We start from the raw sequence: 15,797 nt of genomic DNA, 5'->3' as shown, positions 1-15,797 counted from the left end.
GATGGCCGACCAGCGCGAGGACCGGGACGACCGGCAATATTCGGACGACGATCTTCAGGACCTTGTCACCAGTTCGGATTCGGGCGCGCGCGCGCCGACCAGCCGCGCCACGGCGATGCTGATCGCGGGCACGGCGATGGTCTGGTCGCTGTTCCAGCTCTGGATCGCGCAGCCGCAGCTGTGGTTCGGCGCCTACCTGCCGGTGCTCAACTCCTCGCAGACCCGGCCGATCCACCTGATGTTCGCGATCTTCCTCGCCTTTCTGGCCTACCCGGCCTTCAAGTCGAGCCCGCGCGAACGCATCCCGCTGATCGACTGGGGCCTCGCCCTCGTCGGCGCCTTCTGCGCCTTCTACGTCTTCTGGTTTTCCGACCATCTCGCGATGACCGCGCGCTCGGGCCTGCCGACGCAGACGCAGGTCATCATCGGCTCGGTCGGTCTCCTCGTGCTGCTCGAGGCCTCGCGCCGGGCGCTGGGGCCCGCGCTGACCGTCGTCGGCGGGTTGTTCCTGCTCTATGCGTGGTTCGGGACCGGCTGGCTGATCCCCGACCTGATCGAGCATGAGGGCCTCTCCTTCACCTCGCTGATCAACGCGCAATGGCTCGACACGGCGGGCGTCTTCGGCATCCCGCTCGGGGTCTCGACCGCCTTCGTCTTCCTCTTCGTGCTGTTCGGCTCGCTCCTCGACAAGGCGGGCGCCGGCAACTACTTCATCCAGCTCGCCTTCGCGGGGCTGGGGCATCTGCGCGGTGGTCCTGCCAAGGCGGCCGTGGTCGGCTCGGCCATGACCGGTCTCATCTCCGGCTCGTCGATCGCCAACGTGGTCACCACCGGCACCTTCACCATTCCGCTGATGAAGCGGGTGGGCTTCTCCAAGGAGCAGGCCGGCGCGGTCGAGGTGGCCTCCTCGGTCAACGGCCAGATCATGCCGCCGGTGATGGGCGCCGCCGCCTTTTTGATGGTCGAGTTCATCGGCATCTCCTATCTGGAGGTGATCAAGCACGCCTTCATCCCGGCGGTGATCTCCTACATCGCTCTGGTCTACATCGTGCATCTCGAGGCGCTGAAGCGCGAGATGCCCGCGCTTGGCCAAAGCAAGAGCTTCGCCGGGATGATCGTGAAATTCCTGCTCGGCTTCGCCGTCGGCGGCATCGCCTTCACGGCGCTGATCTACGGCGTCGACGCGCTCGAGGCGGCGCTGCCGTCCCTCGCCGCACCGGTGATGATGGTGGTACTGGGTCTGCTATATCTCGGTCTCGTCTGGGTCGCGGCCAAGCGTCCCGACCTCGCGATGGATGACCCCTCGGACGAGGAGATCAAGCTGCCCACCGTGGGCGAGGTCTATGCCACCGGCCTGCACTACGTGCTGCCGATCATCGTTCTGGTCTGGTTCTTGATGGTGGAGCGGCAGAGCCCGGCCAAATCGGCCTTCTACGCCACCTGCCTGATGCTCTTCATCATCGTCACCCAGCGCCCGCTCAAGGCGATGTTCCGCGGCCGGGGAAGCCAGATCGCGCATGAGTTCGGCGCGGGCTTGCACGACCTGCGCGACGGCCTCGTTGCGGGCGCGCGCAACATGATCGGCATCGGCGTCGCCACGGCGGCCGCGGGCATCATCGTCGCCACCGTCACCAAGACGCCGATCGGCACCGAGCTCGCCGGCCTCGTCGAGCAGCTTTCGGGCGGCATCCTGATCCTGATGCTGATCTTCGTGGGACTGTTCTCGCTGATCCTCGGCATGGGCCTGCCGACCACGGCGAACTATATCGTGGTGTCGTCGCTGATGGCCTCGGTGGTGGTGAATCTGGGCGCGCAGGAGGGGCTGATCGTGCCGCTGATCGCGGCGCATCTCTTCGTGTTCTACTTCGGGATCATGGCCGACGTGACGCCGCCCGTGGGGCTGGCCTCCTTCGCCGCCGCCGCCGTGTCGGGCGGCGATCCGATCAAGACGGGCTTCACCGCCTTCTTCTACTCGCTGCGCACCGTCGCGCTGCCCTTCCTGTTCATCTACAACCCGGCGCTGATCCTCTATGGCATCGATCTGGGCACGTGGTTCGGCATCGGGCAGGCGGTGTTCATCTTCGTGGTGGCGACCTTCGCCATGCTGCTCTTCGCCGCCGCGACGCAGGGCTATTTCCTCGCGCCGTCGAAGATCCACGAATCCGCGGCACTCCTTCTCGTGGCCTTCACGCTCTTCGTGCCGGGTTTCTGGCTGAACCAGCTGCAGAGCCCGTTCCAGAGCTACGCGCCCGCGCAGTTCGAGACGGCGGTGGCCGAGGCCAATGCGGGCGACACGCTGCGTCTCAAGATCGAAGGGCCCGACTTCACCTCGGGCGAGATCACCGAGACGACGCTCGTGATGGACATCGAGGGCGATGGCGGGGCCGCCGAGCGGATTGACGCCTCCGGCCTGCTGCTTTTCCCGGAGGGCGACGTGGTGCGGCTCGACGAGCCGATGTTCGGCACATCGGCGGCCGAGAAGCTCGGCAATTTCGATTTCTACTCGGACACGCCGGTGCAGATCTCGCAGGTGCAGGCACCGCGCGAGCGGATCACGAAATACGTGTTCTATATCCCGGCGCTGCTGCTTTTGGGCGTGGTGGTGCTGCTGCAGCGCCGCCGCCAGACCGTACCCGCCTTCTGAGGGCCTGCCTTTGCGAAGGCCCAAACGGGATCGGCAGGGCCGCCATTGCACGCGGCCCTGCCAGTCCGAACCGGTCGGGCTGTCAGGGAGGGTCGCCGGCCTTCGCTCGTAAAAGCCGATGGCGCAGATCGATCACGAGTTTGAGCGTGGCGGCAAGGACCAGCGCGCAGAGCACCGCTTTCGAGGCCATGCCCATCGTCCCCTCGATCAGCAGCGCGTGCACCACGCTGCCCAGCACGATCACTACCCCGAGCGTCGTGTGCCCGAGGCGCCACTGCGTTGGGCGAAGGCGCAGCTTGTGCCTCAGGACCACCAGTATCGCGGAGGCGAAAACGCCCCACATGGCGATGACGCCCCAGGCGGAGAACGGTGTGGGCGACGCGAATAGCAACGCGTCGATCACATCGGGCGGGCTGGTGACCCATAGCCCTGCAACATGCAAAACGACCGCCGCGACCAGCGTCCCCCCGATCCAGCCGTGAACACGCCGTTCGCGCGTAGCGGACAGGCCGGGAAGGTATCCTCCTGCCAGAAGCGGCTGAAGCAGCAGCAGCACCATCGCGACCACACCCGCGAAGCCCGCCGCGATGTAGGCCGGATCGCGCCAAGCAAGCAGCGGGCTCGTCGCGGCCACGGCGACCGGCACCCCGGCGACCATCACGAGCGCCCCCCAGATCAGGATCGCGCGCAGGACCGGCAAGCCGCTCAGACGGGCCGAAGCACGAAATGCGCGCTCAGGCTGGTGTCTTTGGCGCTCGGCATCACCGGCCGCAAGAACACCGTCTCGAAATCGGCGTCGTCATAGGCAAGGTGGCCGTGCGGCTGGCCGAAAGCCGGGACGATCTGCGGCATTTCGAGCCGGAACGCGCCATCGGCATCGGTCAGCGTCGCGCCGTGGCTATGGGGGTCGCGCTCGTGCCCCTCGGTCGTGTGCGCCCAGATCTGTATGCGCACGCTCCGAAGCGGGGCGCCGTCGCCCGCGCGCCGCACAGTGCCCGCCATCCAGAACCCGCCGCCGCCGATCCGACCGACGATCGGTGCGCCCGGCAGGTAGTTGTTGGAACCGCCGCGCATGCTGCGCGTCGGAGCGAGGCCTTGTGCATAAGCGGGCAAGAGAAGCCCGGAGGCACCGGTCGCCAGCGCCGCTGCGGCCGTGGTCGTGCCGGCGATGAGAAATCCGCGTCGGTTGGGTCGGTCAGGGAACATGTCGGTCCCTCCTGTGTCGCTTGTCGAAAGCCGGCGCTGGCATGTCGAGACGGTCGAGGCCATGCGCGCGAACCTCATTTTCGTTCATATCAAATTACGGACGGGCAAGGGATACCACAGACGCCACATCCACGGCTTCGTGAAGGTCATCGCTTTTCAAGCGAGCGGCACGGCCCGATCCGGAAGACGGCTCGAGCGCCAAATTTTCGATGAAGGACGAATGTCCTGTACCATCGTTTCCACCGCTGGCCTCATCGTTCCAAGTATATGTTTCCCCTACGGTCTGTCAGATAACGGGCTGCTGCCGACGAGTGTTTAGTTTCTGCGTGTTCATGAAAGGATCACGCGCATGTCGGAAATGGCCGTCAAGGAATTCGGGCGCCTGATGCGGGGCGATCCGGGACGGGGTGTCTCCTTCGGGGCGAACGACCTGTCGCCAAAAGGTCGATCTGGCGTTTGCACGTCAGGTTCCCGTGCCGGACGACACAGCTTGAAACCCTCCCCCCCGATCTACTTGATGTCCTGGTCGAGCATGCGCCCGAACCGCCCCGTAGGCGCAGCCGAAACGATGATCCGGAGAACGAGACATGACAATTCGCAAGATGACACCGCTTTCGGCATCGCTGCTGCTGCTGACACCCGGCATGGCCCTGTCCAACCCCGACCCCGCGCAGTTCGCGCCCACGGCCTTCACCCAAGAGCCCGAGATCGTCGACTGCACGCTCGAGGATGGCAGCGAGGCGAAGTGCTACGAATTCACCGCCGCCTACAAGCCCGAGGCGTTGGAAATCGGGCCGTTCTGCCCGACCAATCTCGACGAGAGCGGCGGCGTCTGGGACTGGGATGGCGAAGCGGCGGGGCTCTACCGGCTCGACCGCGCCTTCTTCGAGATGCTGGCCGATCAGGGCTACAGGTTCTACGACGAAAATGGCGACGTCGCGATCAGCGACCCCGGTTCGGGCGCGCGGCCCGATGTCGATCATGCCTGCCTGATGGCGACGCAGGACGAAAGCGTGGTCATCACCATGCGCCTGCCGGTGGAGCCGGTCATGGCCGAGAGCCCGACCGATCTGGGCACCGTGGCCAAGGTCGGCGTCGCGCTCGACGGGGTGCCGATCTTTGCCGACGCGCCCTCGGTGCTCGACACCGGCCACCTGCCCGCGCTAGACGTTTGCGGCGGTCACATCGATCCGGGCGGCTGGTATCACTGGCACGCGACCGCCTCGGATATCGAGACGGTCTACGAGACCGAGGGCGTTCTGGCCGATTGCGCGCAGGAACAGGACAAGAGCGCTCTGTTCGGCTATGCCTTCGACGGGTTTCCCATGTTCGGCAGCGTCGAGGCGGATGGCAGCGCGCCCGAGGCGCTGGATGAGTGCGGCGGCCATCTCGGCATGACGGCGCAGGGCGAGAGCTATCACTACCATGCCTCCGAAAGCTTCCCGAACCTGCCCGCCTGCCTCGTCGGCACGATGGCCGAAGACAACTTCTCGACCACCGCGGATCAGGGCATCGGTGCCGCAGAGATGCGCGGCGGCGGCGGGCCGGCCGGTGGCATGCCCCCGGGCTTCGAAGAGGCCGCCACCACGCTGGGGATCAGCGCCGAGACATTGATGAAGGCCATGACCGACGCGGGCGGACGCGAGGCCGATCTGGCTGAAGTCGCACAGGCGCTCGGCATCGAGGAAGAGGCCTTGCGCGCGGCATTGCCCACGCCCGGCGGGCAATGACCGGCAACAAGAGGAGAGAGCCCGTGACCATCAGGACCACGTGCGTCTTTGCCGCGCTGGCCAGCCTTCCGACCATCGGCGTGGCGCAGGAAAATGATGATCGCCTGCAGAACATTGCGCATTTCTTCGAGGGCGCGGATGTCGTCTCCGGCCCCGAGATCGTCGAATGCACCTTGTCGGAGGGGGCCAAAGCGGACTGCTTCTCGATCACCCTCACCGCAGCTCCGCAGGGCCATGCGCCGGGGCCATGGTGCCCGACGACCGTGAGCGACGGCGCGGAGGCGGGCGGCATCTGGTTTCTCGACGGGGAGACCGTCGACGTGGATGGCGATTTCATCACCCGCCTGTCGGAGATCTACGGCGACAGCAATTGGCAGCTTTTCGATCCCGACACCGGTAAGGTGCGCTATACCGGCACACTCGAGGACTGCGAGGCGGCGGCGCGCCCGGATGTCGACCCGGCCTATCAGAACTATTGCGTGCAATGCCTGCCCGAGACGCTGCCCGAGACGCCTGCGATGACCTATGTCATCCCGCTGGAGCCGGTCGCGGCCGAAGCGGCGGGTCGCACCGGGCAGAACGGCTCGGGCCTTGCCCATAACGGCGTGCGTCTCGACGGGCCGGCCCCTGTCGACGCGATCCTCGGGGCCTATACCATCGCGCCCTTCGACGATTGTGGCGGGCATGTGAACCCGCATGTCGGCTATCATTACCACGCGGTCACCGATTGCCTCGACGGCGTGGCGCAGACGGACGGGGCCGGGGATCACGGCGCGCGGATCGGCATCGCCATGGATGGCCACGCGATCCGGCCGCATCTGATGGCGGATGGATCGGCGCCTGCGGACCTCGATCAGTGCAATGGCCATGCGGATGAAACGGACGGCTATCACTATCACGCCGGCGCGCCGGGATCGAACGCGATCCTTGGTTGTCTGACCGCGCAGGCGGGCTGCACCTTGAACGATGCGGAAGGCACATGCGACGCCTCCGCGCAAGGGCGCGGCCCCGGTGGACCCGGTGGGCAAGGCGGGCCGGAGGCGGACCAGTAGAACGACACCCAAGCAGGAGAAAACCAATGACCAGAATCTTGATGTTTCCCCTCGTGCTTCTGACCGGCCTCGGCACGGCCGCCACCGCCCAAGACGCGGATATGAGCTTCTTCATCACCAGCGAGAACCCCGGGCAAGGCGCCGATCTGGGCGGTCTGGAGGGGGCGGATGCGCATTGCACTGCGCTCGCCGAGGCGGTGGGTGTCACCGGCAGGACATGGGCTGCCTATCTTTCCTCCAGCGCCGAGGATGCCCGCGACCGGATCGGGACAGGCCCTTGGGTGAATGCCCAAGGTGTCACGGTGGCCGCCGATGTGGACGAGCTGCATAGCGAGGCCAACGATCTGGGCAAGGAGACCTCGCTCAGCGAAACCGGCGCGGTCATCAACGGGCGTGGCGACGAGCCGAACCGGCACGACATCCTGACCGGCTCGACCGCCGATGGCAGGCTCGCGGGCAAGGCTTGTTCGGACTGGACCAGCAGCGGCGAAGGCTCGGCCATGGTCGGGCATCACGACCGCATCGGTGGCGGCGACGCGCCGACGTCTTGGAACGCGGCTCATGCGTCACGCGGATGCAGCCTGCCGGACCTGCAGGGCACGGGCGGCGATGGTTTGTTCTACTGCTTCGCGGTGAACTGAGGATACCGCCCACTGGCGCGGCGGGGGGTGTTGCCCGCCGCGCGCCGTACCGCCACCCCGAACCCCCGGCTGCCCGACCGGAGGAACAGCCGTGACATCACCCGCAGGCCCCGTCTGCCCGCCGTGATCGGCCTGCGCCTTCTCCTTGTGCCGAGCGCATCCGCGCCGTCCCTCGACACCGTGTCACAGCGCAGCGGCAAAGATACCCGCGAGGAAGAGCGTCTCGGCTGCGATGAGCGCGATGGCCACGCCGCCGACCTGCAGCACGGTGGCAAGAGAGGTTTTCATCCCCACCGCCGCGATCGCGATCAGCAGCGCCCAGCCCGAGGCGTCGGCCAAGAGATCCGCCAGAATGGCCGGGACGAAACCGGCGGAGTTCAGAGCCGCCAGAGCGAGAAACCCGAGCACGAAGCCCGGGATCAGCGGTGGCCTGCGACCTTCGGCACTCTCGCCCAGGCCGCGTGCTCGGATCGCCAGAGAGAACAGCAATACGACAGGCGCGAGCAGGGTGACGCGGATCAGCTTGACCAGCGTCGCGGTCTCGCCCGCTTCGGGCGAGATCGAGAAACCCGCGCCGACGACCTGTGCCACGTCGTGGATCGTGGCCCCGAGGAAGACGCCAGTGGTGCGCGTGTCGAAGCCGAACCAGTTGGTCAGCAGCGGATAGGCGATCATCGCCAGCGTCGACAGCACGGTGACGCCGAGGACCGTAAAGCTCAGATCCGTCTCGGAGGTCTCGTCGCGCGGCAGCACGGCGGCGATGGCCATGGCGGCCGAGGCGCCGCAGATCGCCACCGCGCCCCCCGTCAGCAGGCCGAAGCGCCAACCCTTGCCGAGCGCGCGGCCCGCGAGAAAGCCGAAACAGATCGTCGCAGCCACCGCCGCCACGATAAGACCGATCAACCCCGCCCCGAGATCGAGCAGCAGTTCGACCGAGATCCGCGCGCCCAGGAGTACCACGCCGAGACGCAGCACCTGCCGGGCCGTGAAGCCGATGCCCTCGACGCAGCGCCCCTCGAGCGACAGGAACTGCAGCGCCATCCCCAAGAGCAGCGCCATGAGCATCGCCGGCGCACCATAATGCTCGGAGATGAACTGGGCCGCCACGGCGACCACGGCGGCGACGGTGAAACCGGGCAGCAGCACGGGCAGGCGCAGCACCGGCGCGCGTAGCCAGGCTGGCGCGATCGCATCGACGAACATCGGGAAATCCTTCGGCAGAGAAGGCGCCCCGACCGGGCCGGGCCGGGCCGGGGCACCGGGGGGAGGACCTAGCCCGCGACCTTGGCGGAGGCGGGGCTGGGCTCGGTCACGGCGTAGCGGGTCAGGCGGATGTCGGCAGCGCGGGCATGGCCCTCCATCCCCTCGACCCGGCTGATCCGGGCGGTCGCCCCGCCAAGCCGGCGCGAAGCGGCGCGGTCGGCACGCTGCCAGGTCACGGTCTTCATGAACTTGTGCACCGAAAGACCGCCGGTATAGCGCGCGGCCCCCGAGGTCGGCAGCACGTGGTTCGGCCCCGACGCCTTGTCGCCGTAAGCCACGGTGGTCTCTTCGCCCAGAAACAGCGAGCCATAGGCGCGCAGCCGGTTCAGCCACCAGTCGAGATCGGCAGCCTGCACGTGGAGGTGTTCAGGCGCGTAATCGTCGGCAATTTGCGCCATCGCCTCGCGGCTGTCGCAGAGCATCACCTCGGCGAAATCGGCCCATGCGGCGCGGGCGCTCGAGGCGTTGGGCTCGGGCAGCGCGTCGATCAGGCCGGGTACGATCTCCATGACCTTTTCGGCCAAGGCGCGGTCGGTGGTTGCAAGCCACACCGGAGAGTTCCAGCCATGCTCGGCCTGGCTCACCAGATCGACGGCGACGATCTCGGGATCGGCGGTCTCGTCGGCCAGCACCATGCTGTCAGTGGGGCCCGCGAACATGTCGATGCCGATTTCGCCGAACAGGATGCGCTTGGCCTCGGCCACGTATTGGTTGCCGGGACCGACGAGGATGTCGGCGCGCGGCAGGCCATAGAGCCCGTCGGCCATCGCCGCCACGCCCTGCACGCCGCCCAGATTGAGGATCGCGTCGGCGCCGCAGAGATCCATGGCGAAGAGGATCGCCGCCGGGATGCCCTCGCCCGGACGGGTGGGCGAGCAGGCGGTGATGTGACCGACACCCGCCACCTTGGCGGTGGTGATGGTCATGAGCGCCGAGGCGATGTGGCTGTAGCGCCCGCCCGGCACGTAGCAGCCCGCCGCCGAGATCGGGATCTGTCGCTGCCCGGCGATCAGCCCGGGCAGGATCTCGACCTCGCAGTCCTGCACTGTCCGCATCTGCGCCTCGGCGAAGCGGCGGATGTTGGCATGGGCGAAGCGGATGTCCTCCTTGAGGCTTTCGGGGAGCCGATCGGCGGCGGCGCGGCGGGTCTCGGCATCAACCAGCACCGGGCCGTCCCAGCGGTCGAGGTCGCGGGCATAGGCCTCGACCCGGGCCTCGCCGCCCGACTTGATCTCCGCCAGCATGGCGCTGACGGCGGCGCGGGTATCGGCCTGGTCGCTCTCGGCGTGGCGCTTGGCGGTCTTGAGATGGGTCACGGTCATGTCGGGTCTCACATCTTGCCTTTCCAGGGAATGACCTTGCGTTCGATCCAGCGCATGAGCAGGTCGAAGGCATAGGCGATCGCGGCGATCACGATGATCCCCATGATCACGGTGGGGGTCTGCAGGAACTGGCTGGCCGACAGCACCATGTAGCCAAGCCCCTTGGTCGCGGCGACCATCTCGGCGGCGACCAGCGTGGTCCAGCCGAAGCCGACGCCGACGCGCATCGCGGTCAGGATCTCGGGCAGGGCCGAGGGCAGGATCACGTGGCGCATCACCTGCCAGCGCGAGGCGCCGAAGCTGTAGGCGGCGTGGATCTGCTCGATCGCGGCGGACCGCACCCCGGCACGGGCGCCGAGCGCGACCGGCGCGAAGACCGACAGGAAAATCAGCAGCACCTTGGAGGTCTCGCCGATGCCGAACCAGATGATCATCAGGGGCAGGTAGGCCAGCGGCGGGATGGGGCGGTAGAACTCGATCGGCGGATCGAACAACCCGCGCATCACCGGGCTCATCCCCATGGCGAGGCCGAGCGGGATGCCCACGGCGCAGGCCAGAAGGAAGGCGCCGAAGACCCGCGCGGTCGAAACCGCGACGTGTTCGAGCAGCGAGGTGTTGGTAAAGCCGTTCTGCCAGACGTCCATGAATTTGGCGACGATGGCCTGCGGGCTCGGCACGAAGAGCGGCTTGACCAGACCCAGCGCCGTCACCGCCCACCAAACGAAGAGCAGGAACAGGATCGAGGCGACCGAGAGCCAGGCGGTGTCGCCCTGTCCGGGAACGCCGTAGGTTTCGCCGGGCTTGGTGGGACGGCTGCGCGCGAACCACGCGAAGACGCCGCTGCGCGGGTTGATGCGGGCCTTTTCGGCGACGCTCGGGCGGTGCTTCACGGTCTCGATCATGCCGCTTCCTCCTCGTCGGCGAAGATGATGCCGAGCACCTCCTCGCGCAGCTGGATGAATTCGGGGGAGGCCTTGACCTGCCGCGCCGGTTCGCCCGCGAGCACGCGGCGCGAGAAGGGCAGATCGAAGCGATGCGAAATGCGGCCCGGGCGGGGCGACATCACGATCAACTTGGTCCCCATGAACAGCGCCTCCTCGACGCTGTGGGTGATGAAGAAGACGGATTTGCCGGTGTCGTTCCAGATCCTGAGGATCAGCTCCTGCGCCTTTTCGCGGGTCAGCGCGTCGAGTGCGCCCAAAGGTTCGTCCATCAGAAGCACCCTTGGGTCGCAGGTCAGGGCGCGGGCGATGCCGACGCGCTGCTGCATGCCGCCGGAGAGCCGGTAGACGGGCGATTTCTGGAACCCGTCGAGGCCCAGAAGCCTCACATATTCCTCGGCGATGGCGAGGCGCTTGGCCTCGGCCACGCCCTGCATCTTGAGCCCGAAGGCCACGTTCTCGATCACGTTGAGCCAAGGCAGCAGCGCGTGTTTCTGGAACACGACCGAGCGGTCGGCACCGGGGCCGGTCACGGGGCGGCCATCGAGCAGGATCTCGCCCGAGCTGGGCGAGAGAAAGCCCGCGATCAGGTTCAAAAGCGTGGATTTGCCGCAGCCGGACGCGCCGAGCGCCACCACGAAATCGCCCTCGGCGATGGCCAGGTCGATGCCGCGCAGCGCCTCGACCGGCGGCCGACCCTCGGCTGCGGGAAACACCACGGAGGCAGAATTGATGTTCAGTCCCATTGGACCACTCCTCGTCGGGGTCTGGAGGCCCCGGCCCCCGCGCGGGGGCCGGGGGCGCGGCATCACTGCGTCGCGGCGGAGCCGATCTCGGTGTTGACGAAGCCCGAGTAGTCCTCGGCCACCTGGTCGATGCGACCGGCTTCGTTGAGGAACTCGGCGGTGTCGCGCATCGTCTCATGCGCGCTGCCGAGCCAGGTTTCGCCCAGCTGCTCGGAGAGCGGCACGAAGGTGAAGCCCTCGAGGATCGTCGGGACCTGCTGCGCATCGGCACCGGTCTCGGCGGCGATGCTCTGCACCGGCGCGCTGTCTGCGGTCCAGGCCGCCGGGTCGGCGAGATAGGCGGCGTTGGCCTCGTCCATCGTCTTGGCGAAGGCGGCGACGGCCTCGGCGTTCTCGGCGGCGAATTCGGCGCTCACCACCCAGGCGTCGAAGGTCGGAAAGCCCCACTCGGCGGTCTCGGCCGAGGTGGCGAGGCGGGTGCCGGTTTCGAGGATCTGGTTCTGGACGGGCTGCCAGATGAAGGCGGCGTCGATCGCGCCTTGCTCCCAAGCGGCGGCGATCTGGTCGGGCGGCATGTTGAGAAGCGTGAGATCCGAGGCTTCGATCCCGGCATGATCGAGCGCGCCCATCAGCGAGAAATGCGCAGTCGAGCCGACGGGCACCGCGACCCGCTTGCCCGTGAGATCCTCCAGCGTCTCGATCTCGCTGCCGTCGCGGGCGATCAGGCTCTCGGCCGAGCCCAGCACCTGCGCCAGCATGAACATCTCCAACTCGACGCCTTGGCTGGTGGCGATGGCGAGCGGCGAGGAGCCCAGCTCGGCGAGCTTGATGTCGCCGGAGGCCATGGCCGCGATCACCTCGGAGCCCGAGCCGAACTTGCGCCATTCGATGTCCCAGCCGGTGGCGGCGTCGAACTTGCCTTCGGCGCGGGCGACCTGCATCGGCGTGGGGTTGCCGAAGTGGCCGATCGTCACGGTCTCTGCCAGCGCCGATCCGGCGGCCAGAAAGGTGGTAAGCGCGAGGGCCGCGCGTGTCGTCATCCGTTTCATTTCAGTCTCCATTGTTGGGTGCATCGGCGCTGTTTCGCGCCTTCATGCGGGGGTCAGACGGCGGGGCCGTCTTGGTTGCGCGCGCCCCAGGCGGCGTCGCGGATGCCCTCGACCAGAAGGTCGAGCGTGTCGATGCCCTGCGCTTCGGGCGCGAGCGCCTCGGGGATGAGCGAAAACTCGGTGCAGGCGATAAGCTGTAGCGTCGCGCCGCGCCCGGCGAGATCGGCGGAGGCCGTGTACAGGGCGGCGCGGCTCTCTTCATCGGGGCCGCGCGCCTTGATCGCGCGGATCGCGGTCAGGAGCGCGCCCTCGTCGGCCGGATGCAAAAGGGTGAGCCCGGCCTCGGCGCAGGCGCGGTCGAAGACCTCGATCTTGCGCAGCGCGGGCGAACCCAGAAGCCCGACCGTGCCGCCCGGCCCGGCCAGCCGGGCCGCATGATCGACCGAGAGCGCGATCATGTCGATGAAGGGCACAGAGGCGGCGGCGCGGATCTCGGGGGCGTAGTGATGCGCGGTGTTGCAAGGCATGGCCAGCGCGGTGGCCCCGCCCGCCACCAGTCCCCGCGCCATCGCGGCCAGCACCGGACCGGGGTCCTCGCCGCGCCTCTCGATCAGCCGCGCGATGCGCGAGGGCACCTGTGGGTTCATGTCGACGAGGAGGGGGATGTGGTCGGCGTCGTCGCGGGCCGGTGTCGCGGCGATGAGCCGCTGCATCAGCAGCACCGTCGCCTCGGGGCCCATGCCGCCCAATATGCCGATCCGCCTCGGGGTCATGCCGCGCCCTCCGGGCTGCGCAGCGCCGCGAGGGCGGCGTCGAGATGATGGGCGATGGCATCGCAATCGGCCGGGGTGAAGGTCAGCGGCAGCCGCATGTCGAACAGGGTCGACAGGACCGCGTCGGTGCGGGGCAGGGACTGTTCGCGCAGGTAGCGCCAGCTGCCATGGTTCGAGGTGAAGCTCGCCGGCTCCGACGCACCGAACCATTTCAGCTCGACCCCGCGCGCCGCCGCCTCGGCCACCAGTTGCCGCGCCGCGTCGCCCCCGAGCCCCGGCAGGCGAAACTGGATCGAGGAGCCGACATAGAGCTCGGGCTCGGGTCGATGCGGCAGGGCGACGCCGGGCAGGGTGGCGAGGCGTTCGGCCATCCGGTCGTGCAGCGCGTTCCAGCGGGCGATGGCGTCATCGAGCCGCTCAAGCTGCGGCAGCAGGATCGCCGCGCGCAGATTGTCCATCCGCGCCGACATGTTCGGCGTCTCGAGCCGGATCCGTTCGAACGCCTCCGCGGCGGGGGCCGCGCCGTGGCGTTCATAGAGCATGTAGGAGCCCGACATGATGATCGCGCGGGCCATCAGTTCGGGATCGTCACTGGTGAGGAACCCGCCCTCGCCGGAATTCATGTGCTTGTAGGTCTGGGTGCTGAAGCAACCCATCGCGCCAAAATTGCCGGAGCGGCGCCCGTTCCACTTCGCCCCCATGGTGTGGGCGCAATCCTCGATCACGGTCAGGCCGCACTTCTTGGCGACCCGCATCAGCCGGTCCATGTCGCACAGATGGCCGCGCATGTTCGACAAGAGCAGATGCCGGGCGCCGGAGGCGCGGGCCTTGGCGGCGAGGTCGTCGAGGTCGATCACCAGATCCTCGGTGATCTCGACCAGCACCGTCTCGGCGCCGACCGCGGCCACGGCGCCGGGGACGGGGGCAAGGGTGAAGGCGTTCGACAGGACCTTGTCGCCGGGGCGTACGCCGCAGGCGCGCAGGGCGATCTGCATCGCCTGTCCGCCCGAAGCCAGCGCGAGGCAGTATTTCGCGCCCTGCCATTCGGCATAGGCCGCCTCGAGCCGGGCGGTGAGCGAGGTCTCGCCCGGCACGGTGTTGTAGCGGTGCAGCCGCCCGGTGCGAAGGAGCTCCAGCGCCGCCGAGATGCCCTCCTCCGGGATCGGCTCCTGCTGGGTGAAGCTACCGGTGAAACGCATCTCGGCCATCTCTCACTCCGCCGCCATCTTGTCGCCCGGTGCGCGCTCGAACACCGCGTCGTAGCCGAACAGCGCCGCCGCACCCCCGGTGTGCAGGAACACCACCCGCTCGCCCTTCTTGAAGCGACCCTTGCGGATCTGGTCGATCAGGCCGGCAGCACCCTTGCCGGAATAGACCGGGTCGAGAAGGATGCCTTCGAGCTCCGCGAACATGCGGATCGCCTCGATCGTGTCCTCGCGCGGAATGCCGTAGCCTTCGCCGACATAATCGCAATTGGCGATCACGTCTTCGCGCGCCACCACGTCCCCGCAGCCGAGCTTTTCGGCAGTCAGACGGGCCAGCTTGTAGACGTTCTCCTCCTGCTTCTCGCGGGGGGCGCGGACGCCGATGCCCAGAAGCGGGATCTGCGCGTTGATCGCCTTGAGGCCGGTGATCAGCCCGGCCTGTGTGCCTGCGGAGCCGGTGGCAGTGACGATGTGGTCGATCACCATGCCGCGGTCATTGGCCTGGCCCACCAGTTCGAAGGCGCAGTTGACATAGCCGAGCGCGCCGGTGGCGTTCGAGCCGCCGCCGGGGATGGTGTAGACCTTCTTGCCGTCCTTGCGGAAAGTATCGGCCACCGTCTCCATCTCGGCATGCATGTCGAGATCGGGGCCGCGGGTCTCGGTGGTGGCGCCGTGCAGATGGTCGAGCAGCACGTTTCCGTTGCGGTTGTAGTTGTGATCCTTTGACCCGGTGCGGTCCTCGAGCAGCAGGTGGCAGCGCAGCCCCAGCTTGGAGGCGAAGGCCGCCGTCTGGCGGGCGTGGTTCGACTGGGTGGCACCTTGGGTCATCACCATGTCGGCACCCATGGCCTGTGCTTCGGCCATGAGAAATTCGAGCTTGCGGGTCTTGTTGCCCCCCGTGGACAGACCGGTGCAGTCGTCGCGCTTGATCCAGATCTCGGGTCCGCCGAGTTCGGCGCTCAGGCGGTCGAGCCGTTCGAGCGGAGTGGGTAGATGGGCAAGAGGGACGCGGGGAAACCGGGCCAGATGCATGAGACGCTCCCGTTCAAAAATTCATGAAATGGATGTTGCGCTCAAGGAAACCCCAATGCAAATTCGAATTCCCTATTATCCACGAGAAAAAGCAGGAGGCGCGCCAAATCTGGGTGAGACAGTTTCGCGGGACCTGTCGGATTTCAACCGCCCCGCCACAGCCAGTTCAATCGCGCCTCTCGGGAAACGAGTT

At 67.6% G+C, this 15,797-nt stretch carries 15 protein-coding genes; 5 read left to right on the top strand and 10 right to left on the bottom strand.

All coding sequences use genetic code 11. The features are described from left to right. The first annotated feature begins 1 nt into the window (after position 1). Complete coding sequence (locus ACJASC_RS15065; protein WP_415146726.1) at positions 2–2,644, top strand: TRAP transporter permease; 2,643 nt, start codon at positions 2–4, stop codon at positions 2,642–2,644. Positions 2,645–2,726: 82 nt separating this feature from the next. On the opposite strand, the gene ACJASC_RS15060 is transcribed toward ACJASC_RS15065, so the two are convergent. Both ACJASC_RS15060 and ACJASC_RS15055 read right to left on the bottom strand, forming a co-directional pair. Further along, entirely contained in the window at positions 2,727–3,335 is a 609-nt protein-coding gene (locus ACJASC_RS15060) for a ferric reductase (protein ID WP_415146745.1), read from the bottom strand. 14 nt (positions 3,336–3,349) lie between these two features. Next, a complete protein-coding gene (locus ACJASC_RS15055) occupies positions 3,350–3,850 on the bottom strand; it encodes a peptidase associated/transthyretin-like domain-containing protein (RefSeq protein ID WP_415146725.1) in 501 nt (166 codons plus the stop codon). Positions 3,851–4,437: 587 nt separating this feature from the next. Between ACJASC_RS15055 and ACJASC_RS15050 the strand changes: the two genes are divergently transcribed. The 3 genes from ACJASC_RS15050 to ACJASC_RS15040 are packed head-to-tail and all read left to right on the top strand — an operon-like array spanning position 4,438 to position 7,273. Beyond that, positions 4,438–5,580, top strand: a complete 1,143-nt coding sequence (locus tag ACJASC_RS15050; protein WP_415146724.1) for a YHYH protein — start codon at positions 4,438–4,440, stop codon at positions 5,578–5,580. A 23-nt stretch (positions 5,581–5,603) separates the two neighbouring features. Next, positions 5,604–6,632: a YHYH protein gene (locus ACJASC_RS15045; protein WP_415146723.1), complete on the top strand. Its 1,029-nt coding sequence runs from the start codon at positions 5,604–5,606 to the stop codon at positions 6,630–6,632. Positions 6,633–6,658: 26 nt separating this feature from the next. Next, complete coding sequence (locus tag ACJASC_RS15040) at positions 6,659–7,273, top strand: hypothetical protein (protein WP_415146722.1); 615 nt, start codon at positions 6,659–6,661, stop codon at positions 7,271–7,273. A 183-nt stretch (positions 7,274–7,456) separates the two neighbouring features. Here the strand turns inward: ACJASC_RS15040 and ACJASC_RS15035 are convergent, their stop codons facing one another. From ACJASC_RS15035 to cuyA, 8 genes are all read right to left on the bottom strand, one after another. Continuing rightward, on the bottom strand, positions 7,457–8,476 hold the full coding sequence (locus ACJASC_RS15035; RefSeq protein WP_415146721.1) for a YeiH family protein: 1,020 nt from the start codon (positions 8,474–8,476) through the stop codon (positions 7,457–7,459). 68 nt (positions 8,477–8,544) lie between these two features. After that, the gene (gene hisD, locus ACJASC_RS15030) at positions 8,545–9,858 is read right to left on the bottom strand and encodes a histidinol dehydrogenase (protein WP_415146720.1); all 1,314 of its coding nucleotides are present in this window, start codon (positions 9,856–9,858) and stop codon (positions 8,545–8,547) included. An 8-nt stretch (positions 9,859–9,866) separates the two neighbouring features. Then, positions 9,867–10,760 (bottom strand): ABC transporter permease subunit, encoded by an 894-nt coding sequence (locus ACJASC_RS15025; protein WP_415146719.1) that lies wholly within the window; start codon positions 10,758–10,760, stop codon positions 9,867–9,869. Next, complete coding sequence (locus tag ACJASC_RS15020) at positions 10,757–11,545, bottom strand: taurine ABC transporter ATP-binding protein (RefSeq protein ID WP_415146718.1); 789 nt, start codon at positions 11,543–11,545, stop codon at positions 10,757–10,759. Before ACJASC_RS15020 ends, ACJASC_RS15025 begins: the two co-directional genes overlap by 4 nt. A 62-nt stretch (positions 11,546–11,607) precedes the next feature. After that, positions 11,608–12,585 carry a taurine ABC transporter substrate-binding protein gene (gene tauA, locus ACJASC_RS15015; protein ID WP_415146717.1) on the bottom strand — a complete coding sequence of 326 codons (978 nt, stop codon included), beginning with the start codon at positions 12,583–12,585 and terminating at the stop codon, positions 11,608–11,610. Between the two features lie 62 nt (positions 12,586–12,647). Beyond that, positions 12,648–13,367 (bottom strand): cysteate racemase, encoded by a 720-nt coding sequence (cuyB, locus tag ACJASC_RS15010; protein ID WP_021694380.1) that lies wholly within the window; start codon positions 13,365–13,367, stop codon positions 12,648–12,650. Continuing rightward, positions 13,364–14,575 (bottom strand): DegT/DnrJ/EryC1/StrS family aminotransferase, encoded by a 1,212-nt coding sequence (locus tag ACJASC_RS15005; protein WP_415146716.1) that lies wholly within the window; start codon positions 14,573–14,575, stop codon positions 13,364–13,366. The genes cuyB and ACJASC_RS15005 overlap by 4 nt, the downstream gene beginning before the upstream one ends. A 3-nt stretch (positions 14,576–14,578) precedes the next feature. Further along, on the bottom strand, positions 14,579–15,604 hold the full coding sequence (gene cuyA / locus ACJASC_RS15000; protein WP_415146715.1) for a D-cysteate sulfo-lyase: 1,026 nt from the start codon (positions 15,602–15,604) through the stop codon (positions 14,579–14,581). Between cuyA and ACJASC_RS14995 the strand changes: the two genes are divergently transcribed. Further along, positions 15,603–15,797, top strand: a 195-nt coding sequence (locus tag ACJASC_RS14995) for a hypothetical protein (RefSeq protein WP_415146714.1), incomplete at its 3' end; no start/stop codon positions are given. The genes cuyA and ACJASC_RS14995 overlap by 2 nt on opposite strands.

Source organism: Limimaricola cinnabarinus (genome assembly GCF_047631075.1).
GTDB classification, from domain to species: domain Bacteria; phylum Pseudomonadota; class Alphaproteobacteria; order Rhodobacterales; family Rhodobacteraceae; genus Limimaricola; species Limimaricola cinnabarinus.
Note: the sequence above shows the minus strand (reverse complement) of the source record. Positions and strands in the feature narration are given on the sequence as shown.